Origin of the sequence: Pseudomonas azotoformans, from assembly GCF_900103345.1 — a bacterium.
Classification (GTDB): domain Bacteria; phylum Pseudomonadota; class Gammaproteobacteria; order Pseudomonadales; family Pseudomonadaceae; genus Aquipseudomonas; species Aquipseudomonas azotoformans.
In genome coordinates, this window is sequence record NZ_LT629702.1 from 1835824 (window position 1) to 1855180 (window position 19357).

The 19357-nt window shown below is 60.9% G+C and carries 14 protein-coding genes; 4 read left to right on the plus strand and 10 right to left on the minus strand.

Annotated features, from left to right (window positions below):
* Nucleotides 1–44: 44 nt before the first annotated feature.
* From BLR69_RS07720 to BLR69_RS07745, 6 genes are all read right to left on the minus strand, one after another.
* Nucleotides 45–2570, minus strand: a complete 2526-nt coding sequence (locus BLR69_RS07720) for an acyl-CoA dehydrogenase (protein ID WP_071493127.1) — start codon at nt 2568–2570, stop codon at nt 45–47.
* Nucleotides 2571–2865: 295 nt separating this feature from the next.
* Nucleotides 2866–4308, minus strand: coding sequence for an outer membrane protein transport protein (locus BLR69_RS07725; protein WP_071493126.1), 1443 nt, complete (start codon nt 4306–4308; stop codon nt 2866–2868).
* A 111-nt stretch (nt 4309–4419) separates the two neighbouring features.
* Nucleotides 4420–4932: an alkane oxidation protein activator PraB gene (gene praB, locus BLR69_RS07730; RefSeq protein WP_071493125.1), complete on the minus strand. Its 513-nt coding sequence runs from the start codon at nt 4930–4932 to the stop codon at nt 4420–4422.
* Nucleotides 4933–5064: 132 nt separating this feature from the next.
* A complete protein-coding gene (gene praA, locus BLR69_RS07735) occupies nt 5065–5559 on the minus strand; it encodes an alkane oxidation protein activator PraA (RefSeq protein ID WP_071493124.1) in 495 nt (164 codons plus the stop codon).
* A 133-nt stretch (nt 5560–5692) separates the two neighbouring features.
* Entirely contained in the window at nt 5693–6973 is a 1281-nt protein-coding gene (locus tag BLR69_RS07740) for an alkane 1-monooxygenase (protein WP_071493123.1), read from the minus strand.
* 294 nt (nt 6974–7267) lie between these two features.
* Nucleotides 7268–8266: an alpha/beta fold hydrolase gene (locus BLR69_RS07745; protein WP_232000963.1), complete on the minus strand. Its 999-nt coding sequence runs from the start codon at nt 8264–8266 to the stop codon at nt 7268–7270.
* A gap of 266 nt (nt 8267–8532) precedes the next feature.
* Between BLR69_RS07745 and BLR69_RS07750 the strand changes: the two genes are divergently transcribed.
* Genes BLR69_RS07750 through BLR69_RS07760 form a run of 3 tightly spaced genes read left to right on the plus strand, consistent with a single transcriptional unit; the run spans nt 8533 to nt 11807 of the window.
* A complete protein-coding gene (locus BLR69_RS07750) occupies nt 8533–10071 on the plus strand; it encodes a flavin-containing monooxygenase (RefSeq protein WP_071493121.1) in 1539 nt (512 codons plus the stop codon).
* Nucleotides 10068–10958: an SDR family NAD(P)-dependent oxidoreductase gene (locus BLR69_RS07755; RefSeq protein ID WP_071493120.1), complete on the plus strand. Its 891-nt coding sequence runs from the start codon at nt 10068–10070 to the stop codon at nt 10956–10958. The genes BLR69_RS07750 and BLR69_RS07755 overlap by 4 nt, the downstream gene beginning before the upstream one ends.
* Nucleotides 10959–10973: 15 nt before the next feature.
* Nucleotides 10974–11807, plus strand: a complete 834-nt coding sequence (locus BLR69_RS07760) for a metal-dependent hydrolase (protein WP_071493119.1) — start codon at nt 10974–10976, stop codon at nt 11805–11807.
* On the opposite strand, the gene BLR69_RS07765 is transcribed toward BLR69_RS07760, so the two are convergent.
* Nucleotides 11804–13879 carry an EAL domain-containing protein gene (locus BLR69_RS07765; protein ID WP_071493118.1) on the minus strand — a complete coding sequence of 692 codons (2076 nt, stop codon included), beginning with the start codon at nt 13877–13879 and terminating at the stop codon, nt 11804–11806. The two genes, BLR69_RS07760 and BLR69_RS07765, sit on opposite strands and share 4 nt — an antisense overlap.
* Nucleotides 13880–14082: 203 nt before the next feature.
* On the opposite strand from BLR69_RS07765, the gene BLR69_RS07770 reads away from it, so the two are divergent.
* Complete coding sequence (locus tag BLR69_RS07770) at nt 14083–14412, plus strand: DUF6388 family protein (protein WP_071493117.1); 330 nt, start codon at nt 14083–14085, stop codon at nt 14410–14412.
* A gap of 4 nt (nt 14413–14416) precedes the next feature.
* Here BLR69_RS07770 and BLR69_RS07775 read toward each other — a convergent pair whose 3' ends face one another.
* The 3 genes from BLR69_RS07775 to tssM are packed head-to-tail and all read right to left on the minus strand — an operon-like array spanning nt 14417 to nt 19343.
* Entirely contained in the window at nt 14417–15262 is an 846-nt protein-coding gene (locus BLR69_RS07775; RefSeq protein ID WP_071493116.1) for a serine/threonine-protein kinase, read from the minus strand.
* Entirely contained in the window at nt 15259–15972 is a 714-nt protein-coding gene (locus BLR69_RS07780) for a PP2C family protein-serine/threonine phosphatase (RefSeq protein WP_134434903.1), read from the minus strand. The genes BLR69_RS07775 and BLR69_RS07780 overlap by 4 nt, the downstream gene beginning before the upstream one ends.
* Complete coding sequence (gene tssM / locus BLR69_RS07785; protein WP_071493114.1) at nt 15969–19343, minus strand: type VI secretion system membrane subunit TssM; 3375 nt, start codon at nt 19341–19343, stop codon at nt 15969–15971. Before tssM ends, BLR69_RS07780 begins: the two co-directional genes overlap by 4 nt.
* Between the last annotated feature and the right edge of the window lie 14 nt (nt 19344–19357).

Genomic DNA, 19357 nt, shown 5'->3' on the forward strand with positions numbered 1-19357 from the left:
CGCTATCGGGGGCAAGCCCCCTCCCACATTGATTGGGTTTTTTCCTAATTGACCGAGGCGTTTTCGCTTTGGCTGGCGCGACGTTTCGTGGTCGGCTCCAGCGCTTGCTTGCGCTGTTGCAACGCTTCCAACAAGCCGAAGTCCTGCGGGAAGTCATCCACCTGGATACCGTGATCGGCGTATTCCACATAACGCCCGAGCAAGGTGTCTTCGTCGTCGCTGATCAGGTCCAGTGCCCGTGCCTTGACGCGCCAGGTCGTGAACGCGGTGGCGGAGATCGGCATCGGCTCGATCAGGCCCTGCTTGACGGCGGACTTGAGGCGGGCCTCGATCAGCTCCACTTGCGGCAACAGACGGAAACCCAGTTCGCCATAGGCCAGCTTGTCGATTTCCGGACGCGGGATGTAGGAATTGGCCAGCAGGCGGTCGCGGGTTTCCCCCGGCGTCTGCACCACATCGGCCACCTGGGCCAGCAGGCGGTCCGACGGTTTGCGCAGCGGGATACCGAAGGGGAACGTCAACGCCTTCAGCACGGAGGCGGCGGCTTTCGATGGGTAGTTATCGAGTACTTCGGCCAGCGCTTCATGGGCACGCAGCAACGCATCCTGGGCCGCCCAGTGCACCAGCGGCAAATCCGCCTGGGGCCGACCGTCATCCTCGAAGCGCTTGAGCACGCAGGACAGAATGTACAATTGCGACAGAATATCCCCCAGGCGCCCGGTGATACTTTCCTTGCGCTTGAGGGCACCGCCCAGCACGCCCATGGAGATATCCGAGACCAGTGCCAGCACCACCGACAGACGATTGGCCTGGCGATAGTAGGATGCCAGCGCGGGATCGGTCTTGGCGGGAGCAGAAATCAGCCGACCGCCTGTCAGGGAATGCACCACTGCACGCACGGTGTTGGCCAGCACAAAACTCACATGGCCGAACATGGCACTGTCGAATGCCTCCAGCGCCTTGCGCCGATCCGGGTTGCGCGCCGCTTCCATCTCGCGGAACACATAGGGATGGCAACGGATCAGGCCCTGGCCAAAGATGATCAGGCAGCGCGTCATGATGTTCGCGCCTTCCACCGTAATGGCGATGGGGCTTTGCTGATAGGCGCGGGCCAGGAAGTTATTCGGCCCCATGCAGATGCCTTTGCCGGCGACGATGTCCATGCCGTCATTGACGATGATCCGCGCCCGCTCGGTAACGTGGTACTTGGCAATGGCCGAGATCACCGAAGGTTTTTCACCGGCATCCAGGGACGCCACCGAGACCTTGCGCACCGCATCGCAGGCATACAAGTGCCCGGCCATCCGCGCCAGTGGCGCCTGCACACCTTCGAACTTGCCGATGGGCAGGCCGAACTGTTTACGCATGGCCGCATACGCGGTTGTGCCGCGCACTGCGACCTTGCCCAGGCCAACGTTGGCCGATGGCAGCGAAATCGCCCGGCCGGCTGCCAGGCATTCCATCAACATGCGCCAGCCGTTGCCGACTTGTTCGCGCCCGCCGATCACCCATTCCAGGGGGATGAACACGTCCTTGCCGGTGGTAGGACCGTTCTGGAACACCGCGTTGAGTGGCCAATGCCGGCGGCCGCTGTTGACGCCCGGATGGGACGTCGGGATCAACGCGCAGGTAATCCCCAGGGAACCGGGCTGGCCCAGCAATCCGTCCGGATCTTCTGCGCGAAACGCCAGGCCGAGCACCGTAGCGATGGGGCCGAGGGTGATGTAGCGCTTATCCCAGGTCACCCGGAAACCGAGGACTTCCTCGCCTTCATGCATCCCTTTGCAGACGATGCCCAGGTCGGGAATCGCCCCGGCATCCGAGCCGGCATACGGGCTGGTCAGGGCAAAGCACGGGATGTCTTCGCCCCGCGCCAGACGCGGCAGGTAGTAATTGCGCTGGGCATCTGTGCCGTAATGCAGCAGCAGTTCGGCCGGGCCGAGGGAGTTGGGCACCATCACCGAAATCGCCGCCGCCGAGCAGCGCGTCGACAGCTTCATCACCACCTGCGAGTGCGCATAGTGGGAGAAACCTTTGCCACCGTACTGCTTGGGAATGATCATGCCGAGGAACCCGGCGTCCTTGGTGTACTGCCAGCCTTCGGGGGACATGTCTTGCCAGACCTGGGTGGTTTCCCAATCGTTGGCGATGTCGCACAGGGTCTCCACTTCGTTATCGAGGAAGGCTTGTTCTTCAGCACTCAGGCTGGCAGGCGCGGCTTGCAGCAGGCGCTGCCAATCGGGCTTGCCGCTGAACAGCTCGGCGTCCCACCACACGGTGCCGGACTCGATCGCGGCGCGCTCGGTGTCGGACATGGCGGGCATGATTGTACGAAACAGGCCCAGGGCCTTGCTGGTGAGCAGGGTGCGGCGCACAGGTTTGATTGCCATCAGCAGTGCGGGCAACACCACCAACAGCGCCGCAACGCTAATGCCGAAACCGGTCACCGCGTTGAACAGGTAACCGGCCGCCAGCCAGATCAGGCCTGCACCCAACCAGTGAATGGCCGCGGCTTGTCGATACGCCAGGGCAATCGCGGCTGCGACACCCACCAATAACCAGATAACCATGGGGATACCTCAATTCGTATTCAGGGTATGGCCTACAGGCTGCAGGTCGAATGAGCTGCGGCGTAAAGCCACACTACAAAATTCGAAAAACATATTCAAATTTTGTTTTGAAATTATTATTTAATCATTGAGCAAAAAAACAGGCCGTATTGGGCCCTCCTTCATTTGATCAAGGTTGGAAAAGTTCGGAGCGGGTTGCATGAGCAACCCGTAGACACACCATAGAGGCAACCCGCCTGGAAAGATGCGCTGACCAGGAGGGTGAATGCCGAGATACCTGCTACAACGCGCGTTATCAGAATGCGTAAGTCGCCGAGAGACTGACCACCTCCCCCTTGGCTTCAGACTTGCCGTCCAGGCTCGCCGCGCCGAGTCGGTCTACGTTCTTGGTCTTGAGTTTGACGGTCTCGACAAACTGCCGGGAGTACGCCCCGTCGATGCTCAACCCTGGAATCGCACGAATGTTGTAGCCAAAACCCAGTGACACAAAGGTGCGATCGCCATCCGGAATACGCGGGTCACGCGTCGAGTTACGGGTCGGCGTCTGATCGAAGGAAACCCCTGTACGCAGGGTAAAATCATCGGTCAGTTTGTAATCACCACCGAATGAGTACTGCCAGCTGTTCTTGTAGTTGTAAGGGATCGACACGATGGTATTGCCATCAGACTTCAAGGTCAGCGCCTTGAACGACGACCACTCTGTCCACGTTACGCTGGCGCCCAGTGTGAGGCGATCGGAAAACTGGTGAACCCAATCGAAGGATGCGTTGGCGGGAATATCCAGTTGCGTGGACGCGTTGGCGCCGTCCGGATACAGCTTGAGGCCCGGATAAGCCAACTCGACCAGGGTCTTGCCATCGACCACAGGGATGGTCATCAAGCCTCTGGACGTTGGGTCGGCGTACATATTGTATTTGCCTTCCAGCTTGTTCTTGACCTTGGCGTGGTAATTCAAGCCCAGCGTGTCCCGAGGTGTCGCTTTCCAGGCGATGCCACCAAACCAGCCCAGGGACGTATTGTCCACTTTGACCCGCATCAAGGCCGCCCCCTGGCCCGCAGGGAAGGGAATCATGCCGAAGTCCGGCGATTGCGCAGCCGCCGCGTAAAGGTCGACGTTCTGACTGACAAAGCCTTTGGTGTGTTGAAGGATGGTGCCCAGGCCCACCGACCACTCATCGTTGACCTTGAACGACAAGGACCCCGTCAACCCCACTGTTTCTATGCGCGTATCCACGGCGAAGTCACGGCCCTTCCAATCGTCATCCCACGTAGTACGAGCGCCCATGGGTACGACCTGGCTCAGACCAAACGCGAGGCGATCATTGATGGGCATGACCATGAAACCGGTAGGCACCCACGCCTCGAACCCGCCTTGCCCGCCATCGCCGGTACGTGGCGTAGAGGTGGTTAGCCCGGTGTCGGGGTCATACACCGTCGAAGAGGTCGGGTTACCCGCGTAATCGTAGGCCGCCCCTTTGTATTTGATATTGATGTCTGCGTAGTTGAGCGTGAACTGCGAAACGGTCTTATCGATGAAAGCCATGGCGGCCGGGTTGTTGTAGGCCGCCGAAGGGTCGTTCTTGAACAACGAGCCCCCACCAAACCCACGGCCCCAGCCAGCGGCGTTAGTGGTCGGTGTCATAAACCCGCCCGCGTGCACCTGGATGCTGGAGGCCATCAGTCCTCCCAGCAGTGCCAGGCTAATAAATGCGTGCGCCGGCTGTTTCTTGTTATTCATGCCCCACTCCTTATTATTTTTATCCACGACGGTCGGCTGGACCGCCATGTTGTGTACAACAGGCGCCTGCGACGAGGCGCCTGTCGTACACGGGTGATCAGCCCTTTGTTCTTATTGCACGTGCAGCGTCGGCGCCTTCACGGTCAACGACTGAACAGCGCAGTTGCCCGAGAGCGGCTGGCTGGAAGGTGTCGACAGGGTTTGAGTCGGCTCGTCCCACACCAGGTTGAGGGTGCCAGCACCGCAGTTGGATGGCGGGAAGGCAACGGTCCAGCCAACGTTGGTCACGGTAGCGGTGCCCTTCTTGGTAACAGGGTCATAGCTGGTCGCGGTCAATACCCAACCTGGAGATGGAATGTTCTTCAGGGTGGGCAAACCACACAGGCCGCCCCCAGTGAGCGACGCCGAAGTGATGGTGACCACACCGCTGCCAGCCACCGTACCGCCGAAGGTGATACCACAGGTGATCGGGGCACCGGCCGACGAAGGAGAGGTCACCACGATGGTGCCTGCGCTCGTGGTAAAAGGCCCGGCGGGCGTAATGGTCGCCGCACTGGCCATCGATGCCGCACCCATGCAAACAGTCAAAGCAGTCAACGACACGAGGGTTTTCAAGCTTTTCATTGTTTTTCCTCACATGTTAAGGCGAAGTCATTTCGCCGGGGGTAATGGCCATGAACGAGAGGTCACGGTGAATCTGCAGAACTTCCCTTTCCAGCCAAATCTCAATTCAATTACCGCTGTAACATCCGACAGTCATTCAACAACTTTGAAGTTCGGTGGCATCTTGATCGACACCGTCTTGATCTTGCAGTCTTCACCAATCGGCACATTGGCGGCTTCCAACTTGCCAGTGGCGTTATCCCAAGTACCATCGGCGGTCGAAGGTCCGCACTTTCCGCCGAGACCGAATGCGTGTACGTCCACGCTGATCTTCGACATGGAACCGCTCTTGGTGTCTTTGGCGATTAATACCCACGGCAAGTTGATGGCTTCCACGCGGCTGCACTTGAGGCCGCCGTCGAATTCAACTTTGTCGACATTCACCGAGGAGCCATCGGCCGCGACCTTGCCGGCCACCTTGATGGTGCAGTCGGCGCTGATCAGCGCGCCCTTGGAGAAGCTGATGGGGCCTTGGGCGGTAAAGGCGCTGCCCGCCGGTTCGATGCGTGCAGCCTGGGCCTGGTGATAGACAATCAGCCCCAGCGCGGCCAATACGATATGGGTTGTGAACTTGGCAGGTGATTGCATGGTGTACGTCCTTCCCTTTAATTATTGTTGTTCGGGTCAAACCACTGTATTGCAACTCATTGTGTAAACCTTGGGCGAAAGCAGCCTGCGCGGCACGCAGGCCCCGAGTACGCCAACAACCGGTTAGTTGAACTTAGAACGGTTTGGCGCTGTTACTGTACTTCTCCAGGTACTTCAACCGCTGTGAGGGCTGAAGATTGGTCAGGGTGATATCCCCGGCATAATGATTCAGGACTCGATGATCCATGCGCCGCCGCCACAAGTACGGCACATAGGCCCAGACAATCATGCTCGCGTAGCCATAGGGCAGTTGCGGTGATTCATCAAAGTGGCGCAACGACTGATAACTACGGGTCGGGTTGGCATGGTGATCAGAGTGCCGTTGAAGTTGGAACAGGAAGATATTGGTGACAATACGGTTGCTGTTCCATGAATGCCGTGGCGAGCACCGTTCATAACGACCATTGGGCAACTTCTGGCGTTTAAGGCCGTAGTGCTCCACATAGTTCACGACTTCCAGCAACGAGAAGCCGTAGATGCCCTGGATAATCAGGAACGGAATCACCGCCGCGCCCAGCCAGGCGATCATCGCGCCCCACAACACCACGCTGTACATCCAGGCGCTGAGCACACCGTTCTGCCAGTGCCAGGCCGGCAGACCAAGCTTGCGCAGGCGTTCGCGCTCCAGGTTCCACGCCGAGCGGGCGCTGAACCACACCGAGCGTGGCAGGAATGCCCAGAAACTCTCGCCCAACCGCGAGCTGGCCGGGTCTTCCGGCGTCGCGACACGCACGTGATGGCCACGGTTGTGTTCGGTGTAGAAGTGCCCGTAGAAGGTCGGTGCCAGGGTGACCTTGGCCAGGAACACTTCCAGCGCGTTGGGCTTGTGCCCCAGTTCATGCGCCGTGTTGATCGCGATGCCGGTGGCGGCGCCGGTCGACATGGCCATGCCCAAGTAAGTGAACCAGCTCGGTTCGCCATGCAGTTGCGTGCGTGCAGTGATGTAACTCGCGGCGTGAGACAGCCAGCTGGACGGCTCCAGGTTCGCGGCAGCCTGCAACAGGCCGCCCTGGATGATCCAGTCGATACCGCCGGCGGCGAGCCAGCCGGTGATCACCACCGAGGAGATGACAAACAGCACGCCGGTGTAGACGATCCAGCGATAGTAGCTTTGGGATTCGAGGTGGCTGACGGCGGATTCGGGCGGGTTGCTCACGTCTTCACCGAGCAAGCCATCGATCAACGGGATCAGGCCGAAGATCACCAGTACACCGACCCACCAGAGCTGCTGGATACCGGTGGTGATGGCCAGTGCGCCGGAGAGCAACGGGGTGGCCAGGGGCATGATGCCCAGCCACCACAGGTGACGTTTGCCGTCGGTCCATATGCTTGGAGCTGCCAGGGTCTGATTCATGGCAGCCTCCGTGGCAGGGAGGCAGGAAACAGGTTCAGGGAGCGCTGAAGGCTCCAGGAAATCAACCATGCGATAAAAGACGTTTTTTTCATTTTTATTCGCTCTTAGGCATTTCAAAAATCATTTCAAAATAAACATTGAAATATTTTTTTAAATAAATAGCGCGGAATCGTTAGGTCGTCAACTACTTTTTCGAGGCCTTTTTTGCGTGACCATGCAGTCTCTTTTTCAGCTGTTGGGTCAGGTCTCTAGGGCAAGCATTTCGGACGGTCCAACCCGCAACGAGGGCCACGATTATTTGTTCGCCAGGGCAAACGGCGGATGCAGGATCGCGGCGGCCTGTGCTGGCCGCGCACGCTTGGCCAACTGCTGGACTGCCTCGACCACCCGTTCGGTGGCGGTGATCGGCAGCATATGCCCGCGGCCTTCCACCACTTGCAGCTTCAGGCCGGGCACCTTGTCGGCCAGGGCCTGGCCGTGTTTACGGAAGTCCAGGACCTTGTCCCGTGCGCCGTAGAGCAGGCTGATGGGCAGCGTCAGTTGCGGGTAGCGCTTGACCATGTCCGGCAGGTGGTCGTTGACGAGGGCGATCTCGCTGGAGGCTGCATAGAAGTTGTCAGGACGCATGCCCAGCAGCCCGCCGCCACGGGTGGCGAAGTCCTCCGGGGCACTGTCCGGTGCGAACACACCCTTGACCACCGAGCGGCGCGTCAACAGGCCCATGGGAACCGTCAAGGTGCGCGACACCCAGCGCCTGAGCCAGGCAGGTCGCACAGCCAGTGACCAGAACACCACTGGCAAGGTCGGTTGAGGGTGCGTCAGGGGCGCCACCAGTATCAGCCCGGACACCGCATGGGGATGGTCGAGGGCGAGCGCCAGGGAAATCGCCCCACCAAGGGAATGCCCCAGCACCAGCGGTTTATCCAGGCCCAGCGTATTGATAAAAGCCGCCACCTGACGCGCCTGGGCTGGCAAGTCCGCAGCAGTGCCTTTATGACGGGTGGAATAGCCCGACCCCGGTCGGTCGAGGCTGATCACGCGGAAATGTTCACGCAACTGACCAGACAAGGCATACGTCAAGTTGCGACTGCTGCCCATCAGCCCGTGAATCATCACCAGCGGCGGGCCCTTGCCTTCCTCGTAATAATGAAAGCGCTCGCCGTCCACCTCCAGAAAGCGCCCATTGATCGGAACGGCGGCTTCGATGCGCCGCGTCATCCACGTACTGAACCCCCACAAAACGGCGCTCGCGCCTACAAAAACAGCCGCAGCGACAACCCATTCAACAGCCATAGCTCGGTCCTCTGCATCCCTGCTGCCGGCGACCTGACCGGAATTGATCAAGGCCTCGGCCATCGTCCACACCCTGGACCCGAACTGCGTGCCTGTCCGTCGGACAACTGGCACATGAGAGACCTGGGACTAGCGTAGGCGATATTTTCAGGTAGATTATTTAAAATCTTTTTTAAAATAAGTAATTCAATTTTTCTTTGCAATGGTGTTCTATCTAAAAGACAAAACAAGAAAGGAGCACATCCGATGCCCACGAGGGACTGCCTATGAATGCCCAGAGTGACTCAATCGACATCGCCATCATCGGCTCCGGCTTTGCCGGTCTGTGCATGGCGATCAAGCTCAAGGAGGCCGGGTTCACCGACTTCTTTATCGCCGAACAAGCCGACACCCTCGGCGGCACCTGGCGGGACAACCACTACCCGGGCTGCGCCTGCGATGTGCAGTCCCATGTGTATTCGTTTTCCTTTGCGCCCAACCCGGCCTGGACACGGCAGTTCGCGCCGCAGGCGGAGATCCGTGCGTACCTGGAGCAATGCGCCACGCGCTTTGGATTGGCGCCCTATCTGCGTTTCAGCATGGGCCTGGAGCGGGCGGTGTTCGACGAGCACCTGCAACGCTGGCAGTTGAGCTTCAGCGGTGGCCGCCAGGTCAGCGCGCGGGTGCTGGTGTCGGGCATGGGCGGCCTGTCGCGCCGGGCGTTACCGGATATTCCGGGTCTGGACAGCTTCAAGGGCAAGCGCTTCCACTCCCAGCAGTGGGACCACGACTATTCCTTGAAAGGCAAACGCGTGGCAGTGATTGGCACCGGCGCCAGCGCCATTCAGTTCGTGCCGCAGATCGCGCCGCAAGTAGCCCATCTGGACCTGTTCCAGCGCACGCCACCGTGGATCATGCCCAAGCCCGACCGGACGATTACGCCTTTGGAGCGCTGGTTGTTCAAGCACCTGCCCTTCACTCAGCGCCTGGTGCGCGGTGCTTTCTACTGGGCGCTGGAAGGCCGTGTGGTGGGCTTTGCCCTGCACCCGCGGCTGATGAAAATGGTGCAGAAAATCGCCCTGCGTCACCTGCATAAACAAGTAGCCCGGCCGTCCCTGCGCAAGACCCTGACCCCGGACTACACCATCGGCTGCAAACGCGTGCTGATCTCCAATGACTACTACCCCGCCTTGTCGCGCAGCAATGTCGAGGTGGTCACCGATCACGTGCTGCGCATCGAAGCCGACGGTGTGATCACCGCCGACGGCATCAAGCACCCGGCCGATTGCCTGATCTTCGGCACCGGTTTCCAAGCCACCGATCCCCTGCCCCGCGACTGCATCATCGGGCGCGGCGGTGTGGACCTGATGGACACCTGGAAAGACGGCGCCCATGCGTACAAGGGCACCACGGTGCCTGGCTATCCCAACCTGTTCCTGATCGTCGGCCCCAACACCGGCCTGGGGCATAACTCGATGATCCTGATGATCGAAGCCCAGGTGACTTACATCATGGATGCCCTCCAGCACATGCAACGGCAGCGCATCGCCACGGTGGACGTCAAGGCAGCCGTGGAAAGCGCCTACAACCAACAGCTGCAAGCCAAGCTCAAGCGCACCATCTGGAACACCGGTGGGTGCCAGAGCTGGTACCTCGACCCGCGCACCGGCAAGAACACCACCCTGTGGCCTGGCTCGACCTGGCGCTTCAAGCAGGTCACCCGCCAGTTTGCGCTCAAGGATTACGTGGCCGACCTGCTGCCGGTGAACACGCCCAGCCGCCCCGTGCCGCCCCCCCACTCCACCCCGGAAGGCAGCCTGTCATGAAGTCATTCAACGGCCGCGTAGCGGCAATTACCGGCGCCGCATCCGGCATGGGCCGCGCCTTGGCATTGGCCCTGGCGCGTGAAGGTTGCCACCTCGCGCTGGCGGATAAAAACGGCCAGGGACTGGAACAGACCCTGGCGCTGATCAAAACCTCGACCCTGGCCCCGGTGGCGGTCACTACCCAGGTGCTGGACGTGTCCGATCGCCAGGCCATGGAGGACTGGGCCGCACGCTGCGTGGCCGATCACGGCCAGGTCAACCTAGTGTTCAACAATGCCGGGGTTGCGCTGTCGAGCACGGTGGAGGGCGCGGACTATGCCGACCTGGAATGGATCGTCGGTATCAACTTCTGGGGCGTGGTGCATGGCACCAAAGCATTTCTGCCGTATCTGAAAGCCTCGGGCGACGGCCATGTGATCAACACGTCCAGCGTATTCGGCCTGTTCGCCCAGCCCGGCATGAGCGGCTATAACGCCACCAAGTTTGCGGTGCGCGGCTTTACCGAATCCCTGCGCCAGGAACTGGACCTGCAACGCTGCGGCGTGTCAGCCACCTGCGTGCACCCCGGTGGTATCCGCACCGACATCTGCCGCAGCAGCCGTATCGACGCCAACATGACCGGCTTCCTGATCCACAGCGAACAGCAGGCCCGCGCCGACTTCGAAAAGCTGTTCATCACCGACGCCGACCAGGCCGCCAAGGTAATCCTGCATGGCGTGCGCAAAAACAAGCGCCGCGTGCTCATCGGCCGCGACGCGTATTGCCTCGACCTGCTCGCCCGTTGCCTGCCGGCCGCCTATCAGGCCCTGGTGGTGTTCGCCAGCAAGCGCATGGCGCCCAAGCCGCGTACGCCGGTGTTTGAAACCAATGACGAGCCCCGTCTCTGAACAGGAGCACGCACTATGTTGCCGATCCGCCGTGACATCCATTTCGCCCTGCCCGCCGAGCGCATCAAGGACTGGCATGAGCAAGGCCCGTTCATCACGCATTTCTTCAATGCCCTGTCGCTGTTGTTTCCCCAGGGCGAGCTGTTTTTCATGGACAGCGTGCGCCACTACCGGCAACACATCGACGACCCCGAACTGAAAAAAGAGATCCAGGGTTTCATCGGCCAGGAGGCCATGCACAGCCGTGAACACGTGGCCTACAACGACTTGCTGCAAGCCGCCGGGCTGCCTGCGCATACACTCGACCGACGCCTCAAATTCATCCTCGACCTGCAGAAAAAGCACCTGCCACCGTCCTTCAACCTGGCAGTCACCATTGCCCTTGAGCACTACACAGCGATGCTGGCTGAAATCCTGTTGAGCGACCCTTCACGCTTCGGCAATTCACTCAAGGGCTACCAGCAGATGTGGTACTGGCACGCCCTGGAAGAAACCGAGCACAAGGCCGTGGCCTTCGATGTGTGGAACCGCGTGATCAAGCCCGGCCCCATGCGCTACCTGTTGCGCACCGGCACCATGCTCACCACCACGGTGTTCTTCTGGCTGGTGGTGTTCGACTTTCACCTGCGCTTGCTGATTGCCGACCGCAAGTCGGGTGGGCACCTGAAAGGCTTCTGGCGCATGTTGAAGTTTCTGTATGGGCCGAAGGGTGTTTTCCCACGGATGCTGGTGCCGTGGCTGCATTACTTCAAACCCGGCTTTCACCCCTGGGACCACGACAATCGGGCACGCCTGGCCGGGATTGATGGCCTGGTCGAGGAGATCGAGCAGACCCAGCGCGGGTATTAAACCTGCGCTAAGGCGGCGCGTTCACGTACAAACCCTTGCAACTGATCGCCCGGCAGCGCCTTGCTGAAATACCAGCCCTGGATAATCAATTCGGCGCCGGTATTCAGGAAGGCCAACTGCTCGGCAGTCTCGACGCCCTCCACCACAACGCCCAGGTTCAGCGCCTCACAGAAGCGCAGCATGCCGGTCATCACCTGCGCGCCCTTGGGCTCGTGCTGGGCCACCACGAAGCTGCGGTCGATCTTGATGAAGTCCACCGGGAACTGGTGCAGGTAACTCAGGGCTGAAAAGCCGGTGCCGAAATCGTCGATATACACCTTGGCACCGATGGCCTGCAGCTTCTGGATAGTCTGGCGGGTGACCTGGATATCACTGACCAGCGCGTCTTCGGTGATCTCTACCGATACATGCCCATGGGCCTGGGCCAGGATCTCCACCAGGCGTTCGCCATAGGCGGCGTCGGTCAGGGTTGCGCTGGAAATATTGATGGTCATCGGCAGGGCGAAACCGAGCTTCTGCCACTTCTGGTACTGGCGAACCGCCTGGGATGCCACCCACACATCCACATCCGGCATCAACCGCGCCTGGGCCAGCCATTGCAGGAATTCCCACGGCGAATGCACCGTGCCCTGGGCGTCGCGGGCCCGCATCAGCGCTTCACACCCGGTGCACAGGCCTGTGCGGGTCGAGACCTGCGGTTGGAATTCGAGGTAGAACTCATAGTCGCTGATCTGCTGGATGCGGCTCAGCTCCAAGGCCTGGCGCGCCAGGGTCTTGTGGGAGGCGAGTACCGGGTCCAGCTCGCGCAGGCGGCCCTTTTCTTCAAGGCCACGGAAGGTCATGTCCAGGGACTTGAGGTACACCGTGCCCCCTTCGCTGGCCTGGCGATGGATCGCCCGCACATACGGCGCATAGACCAGGGTGCCCAGGCCCAGCAGCGCCACTTGCAGTGCCACCGCAGCCAGGTCGCCGTGGGTACTCAAATAGGCATTGAGTAGCACCGGCGCGGTGAACGGCACACTGACCACCGCCGGCGACACCCAGCCCATCTGCACCACCGTCAATGCCAGCATGGCATTCAACGCAGGGACAATCAGAAACGGTATGAACAAACGCGGGTTGAGGATGATCGGCAAGCCGAACAGCAGCACCTCACTGACGTTGAACAATGACAGCGGCAGACTCGCCACCGCCAATAGGCGCATGGACTGGCTCCTCGAGAACAGCAGGATGGCCAGCAACAGGCACAATGCACCGCCCGAGCCACCGATAAACGCAAAGCTGCCCAACAGGCCACTGTTCAACACATATTTGAGCGGCTCGCCTACCGCCAGGGCCGCGCTATTGAGCACCACGGCCTGGTCCAGCACATCGAACAGCGGTTGCATCGCGTACACGCCGTGGATGCCGAAAAACCACAGCAGTGAATTCATCAGGGTCACGAACAGGCCACTGCCGTAAGGCGATTCCAGCGCGTCGAGGACCTGGGGGCCTTGCAACTGCGCCACATACGGAATCTGCAGCAACAAGGACAGCACCACCACCAACGCCAGGGCGGTGATAGCACCTGGCAGCACCATATTGATGGTGCCCCGCAGGTTGTGCCCTACCAGGTCTTCGTTGACCAGACGGGTCCAGCGGTAGCGGTGCAGCCAGGCAATGGCGGGAACATTCAACAATGGCGAGGCAATGGCGATAAACAGCACAAAGGTGGCCGAGGCCCGTGGGTAGTCGCGCAGGATAAATGTCGCCACCACCACATGGGCCAGGCACAGGAATGCCACGGGCAATTGGGGCAGGCGATGCTGGATCGCCAACATGTAACCGATGGACGCAGCCACCAGCAACGGAATCACGGAACTGATCTGGTTGTGCAGGCCGGCGAGGAACGCCACCACCTGCGGGTCAAAGCCAAGGACGCGGGCACATTCCGACAGAATCAGAAAACCCGCCGAGACCAGCAGGCAAGGCAGGATCCACAACAGCCCTTCGCGGATCGCCCGCAACGACTCAGTGCTGGCCAACGCGGCCAGGCGTTGGGTGAAGAACAGCTTGAACAGCGTTTGCGCCATGACCCATCCCTCTGCCCATCGCCCACGGTCCCTGGAAGGCAGGGCTGGAAGCACCGGCTAACGCTACACGTCCTGGCCCAATGAGCGAAAGCCTTTTGCCATTCATCTGGGTGAATTTTCCGTATCGGATAACAGGCCAATCGCCGAATCTGCTTCAATGAAGCCTGTCCGCCCTTCCCCTGACCTGTGTTTGGAGTAAGCCTTTGTCACAACCCGGTGATAACCACCAGCGCGCGCTGGACAGATTCCTCGATGAGCACCCCGAAGTCGCCGCCGAACTGGATACCCTGAATCCGCTGGCTGCCCAGGCCAGGGGCGAAACCCTGGCCGAGTATCGCGCCGAACGGCTGCATGAAGCCTTTGAAGCGCAAGCTGAACGCCAGGGCCTGTTTGCCTGGGAGCTGACCCTCAAACTGACCGCCGACTCCTGCGAGGCCTTTGAGGCCCAGCGCCTTGAGGTACACAAGGAGGTGGCGCAGATGGCGGGCCTGAGCTGGGTCGAGTACTGCCAACTGCACGACCTGCCCGGCTAACGCACTACCCCAGGAACCAGAGACGGCGTCTGTACCCCAGCACTTCGCGCAACTCGGCGACCGACACCGTTCGTTGTTCAGGATCCATAGCCAGAGCCGAGCACACGGCGGGCCAGCAATGCCTGGGCAGTTGCCTCGGCCTCGGCAGCGGTTGATGCTGCTGACGTTCCCCGGGGCGCCGTCCTTCGGCCAACTCATAGAGCACACTGGCAACCCCATACAAATCGGCACGGGCTGACAGAAGCCCTCCGGCCATCAGTTCCGGCGCCGCATACGCAGGTGTCCAGGCATTCAAGCGACTGCGGCTCAAACCGGGCAATCCTGCCCTTGCCTGCGCTTCAGCATGGCCCAGGCCAAAATCGAACAAGCGTACCCCCTGCTCCCCCACCATGATGTTCGCCGGTTTCACATCGCCATGTAGCACTCCTTGTCGATGGGTGTAGGCCAGCGCATCCAGCAGTTGCAGGGCGATGGGTTGCAACGCCGGCCACGCCAACCCTTGCGGGCATTCCGGGAGCAGGCGGTCCAGGGTCAGGCCGGGCATCACTTCCATGGTGAAGAATGCCAACTGGTGCGCTGTATCGACCTCGAAAGAAAAGGCCCGAACCACGTGTTCATGGCGCAGGCTTCGGGTCAGGGCGAACTCGCTGTACAGCAACACATGGGCGTCGGTGGACGCACAGAGCGTCTCGCCCAACAGCTTCAGCGCCACGCGTGCGTCCGGTTCGCCAAACGCCTCATGCAGCAGATCCCGGGCACGATAGACCACCCCCATGCCCCCTGAACCGAGCACTCGCTCCAGCTGGTAGCGTCCCGCAAGCAGGTTCGGCGGGCCGGCTGCGGCGTTCATGGCTGCACCACCACCGCAGTGAGGTCATCCTGCGCAGGCCCACGCAGCACGTCGCTGAACAACCGCTCCACCACCTGCCCTGGCGTGCCGGCATTCATCGCGCGCCCTAGTTCCCGGTGGTTGAGCCCCTGGTACAGTCCATCACTGCACAGCAAGAACACATCACCTGGGTGGGGACGCAGTTCCAGTATCTCCAGACTCAGCGGTTTTCCGGCGCCAATGGCACGAGTCAAGGCGCGGGCATCTGGATGAGCACGGGCCAGTTCCAGGCTCAAATGCTGCTTGTCCATCAGTTGCTGTTGCAGGGAGTGGTCCCTGGACAGCTGATACAAACGCTGCCCTCGCCAGAGATAACATCGGCTGTCCCCTGCCCAGATGCACGCCGCGCGGTCACGATCAAGCAACAGCACAACCACCGTACTGCCCATGATGCCTGAGGGGCCATCGGCCGCCTGCAACTGGCTGTCGAGCCTGCGCAGGCAGCGTTGGACAGCCTCGACGCGCTGATCGAAGCTGCCTTGGCCTGGCAGCGCCGCGAGACTGCTGACCACCTTTTGACTGGCCACATTCCCTGCATGATGCCCCCCCATTCCATCGGCGACCGCCCAGCAACCGCGTTGCGGGCAATCGAGGAATCCATCCTCGTTACGCGCACGACGCTTGCCTTGCGCTGTGCGGCTGGCACTTCGCCAAGGGTGCGCGCAGTTCACAATTGCTCCGGCAGCCGAAAGCCGCGCCATGTGGCCATCTGGAACGGGCTGGGGCTGCGTTGGCTGGTGAGCAGGTAGTTGGCACGCAGGCCGGCCAGGTCGGCCTTGAGTATCTGTGCATCCCTGCCGCTGGCCGGCTCGTTTTGCATCAACTCGAAAAGCCGGAACAACGACCAGGCCCCCCGGTCTTTCTCAATACCCAGCGGCCGCTCAGTACCGCGCTCCAGTACCAGGCTGCTGCGCCCATTGTCCGCATCAATCGGCCAATGAAACGCCATCGGCACGATGGGGCCGTGACGGTATTCCAATTGCTGATCGCCCACCCGCAGCGTCGCCCGGTTGACGGCCTGGTCCAGGCTGTAGGGTGCCAGCGTGAACAGAACGGCCCAATCCCCCTGGTCTGCGTTGAAGAAACCCTGGCGAATCACCTGCGCCCGGGTCAGTTGGTCGAGCAACGAGCGTGAAACCGGCAAGCTGCGGCCCTCAAGGCCACGCAAACGATAGCGGCTCCCCTCGACACTGACGAACGGCCGCAGGTAGCTGTCATAAAAGTGCTCCATCACCCCCCGTGGTTTGAAGAACGACTGGAAATCACCCAGGGCAACATCGCTGCCGGCATCGGCATTGAAGGGGTAGCGGTGCCGGATCGCCTTCACATAAAAGCCATACACCTCGCTGTGATACCGCTGATTCACGTACCCATAGGCGTCATCCAGCAGATGGCGCCAGGTTTGCTCGGCAATCCCGTCCAACCAGCCCTTGAGCGGCTGCGGCAGGCGAACAGCGGCGTCACGCAGGTTGCCCAACAGCGGCTGCTGTCCATCCATGCGTTGCCTGGCCATCTTGAATGCGGCCTGCTCGGGCGAACTGTCACGGTTCAGTGTCGAAACCTGCAGGTGCAGCTCATCCAGCAAGCGCAAGGCTTGGGTCAGCTCGGCCGTCGGGTTCTGCTCTTCATCCAGCAATTGGTGCAAGGGCTCGAAGCGGCGCAGCAATGCGCGTCGGTTCGTATCAGCCAGCATTTGGCGCGGCAAGGCTCGGGGCAGCAGGCCGGATACCGACGAGCCCAACTCAGCGACCTGCTGGCTCACCGCTTCAAACCTTTCATGGGTCGGTTGCAGTCGCGTGTGTTCACGCACCTGCCGCAACAACAGCACCAACGCCGACTGGGCGGAAGTGAGGTTCGCGAGCTGCTGCGCATCGTGCCTCAGGTCGTCACTTTCCAGCAGCCTGACTCGACCCAGCGCATCGCTCCAAATGTCGGCGTACTCGCTGAAGTAACGCTGTTCCAGCGCGAACATAAGCTTGCGCAAATCCACGACGCTGAGGTCAGTGGCCTCCCCAAGCACCCAGTTGTCCTGGGCGATGGCATTGACCAACTGTGGCCCCTGACTTTCGAAAAACTGCAGGTATTTACGCGTATAGAAACCCGGGATGGAGGGCTCAACCCTGGAAAACACCGGGCTTTCGGCGAGGCGCAAGGGTTCCAGGTGCCGCGCTTGCTCGCGCAGTGTCCGGTAGACCACCTCTGCCAGTGACTCACCGCGCAGCGCCTGCCGGGCCTGTGCGACCAACTCATCGTTCAGCGGGGCCAAAAAACCCTGTTCAACGAGCCGTGCAACGTGTTCGTTCAGGCGCTTGTGTGTCGATGCATCCTCGATGTACCCAACAGTCCGCAGCCCCGCCACTTGCTCAGCCAACCAGGCCTTGTCACGTCGCTCGGGCAGGTTGAGCATCAGGTAAGCACGCAGGCTGTCCAGCAACTGCTCGCGATCACCCAGGCTGTCACGTACCTGTTGTTCGAGCCGTATGGTCACGTAGGGCAGCAATTGCTGAAGCAGGGCTTGTTCGTAGGCGCTGTTCAATAACGGCCGACTCATCTCGCCCTGATACAACCCGCCCCGCTCAACCCAAGGTACTTCGGCCGCCGGTGGAAACACCCCTGTGGCCGCCAGACGACTGTCCAACAGTGCGAGCAACGCCAGGCTGGCGTCCGCTTCGGGTTGGCCTACAGGCTTGGGGTTGATCAGCTCCCGCAGTTGCACCAGCCGCTGATGGTTGAATGCGTAACTGTGCGCCCACAGCGCCCCGGCCGTACCCACAACCAATGAGGCGACCAGCGCCATCAACCCGTGGCGTCGACGGATGCGCTGTCGCTCCGGGGTACGCAGCCCGGCAAGACCGGCCTCGGCAAAAATCACTCGTTTGAACAGACCCAGGGCAAAACGGGCGCGAACATCCCCCGTCTTCGCACAGGTCAGGTAGAAACCTCGCAGGCCGTCGACACGCTGATAGCGATGGGCGGCAAACGCACTCTCGATAAACAGGCAAACGGACTCACCCAGGCGAGCGAGATGCTGAGGAAAGCCCAGCATGCGGCCTCTGCGTTCGAGGTTACGTTCCTGATGCAAGCGCGGAATCAGCTCGGCGCCCACGCGTTGCAACAACGCGTCGAATGCATCGCGCACCTCGGCGATTTCAATGCCTGCCGCGCCTGCCAGCAGGCGTTCACCCAGCCAGTCTTCTGCGGCTTCGCCCTGCGGCATATCAAAGAACTCGGCAAACCCGACCAACCGATCAATCTGGGTCAGCACCAGGTAAACCGGCACATCCACTTGCAGTGACTGCTGGATATCCTGCAAGCGGCTCCGCACATGGCGCGCGTGAAGTTCCAGGTCGTGCTCATTGCTGCTCGAAAGCGTATCGACTGACAGCGTCACCACCACGCCATCGAGCGGCCGTGCCCTACGCCACGACTTGAGCAAGTCCAACAATGTCGACCATCCCGCCGCATCGACACTGTGGTCAGGTTGGTTCAGGTATCGACCTGCCATCTCGACAACCACCGCGTCGTCGCCAAAATACCAGTCACAGTATGAGGTGGCGCCAGGCGGCATCACGTGCGCCCGGTCGAGCGCCGTCGGCAACCCGGCAGCGGCAAGCAGGCCAGTCTTGCCGCTGCCCTGCTCGCCGATCAACAGGTACCAGGGCAATTCATGGCGCGAACGCTCATTGCGCTCGCCGTAGCGGCGGGTGGTTTTCAACGTCTGCAACGCTTCCTTGAAGCGCCCCCGCACCTGCGCCACTTCGTCATTGATCAACGCCTGCCGCTGATGATGTTCATGCTGTCCGGGTTGATTCAAACGCGCGGAGCGACGTGCTCCCACCAACACCATTGCCAATCCCCATAACAGCAACATTGCGCTGATGGTCAACAAACGGGCCGTCGAGCCTTGCCAGAAACGGTAGTCGTCCACCGCCAGCAGCGGCCCGACAAACCACACCAGCAGCACACCGGCCAGCACCAGCAACAGGCTCCATACCCAACTCTCGCGCAGCACCCTGCCTACGCCCTTGAAGAATGCGTTCATTCATTGCTCCCAGC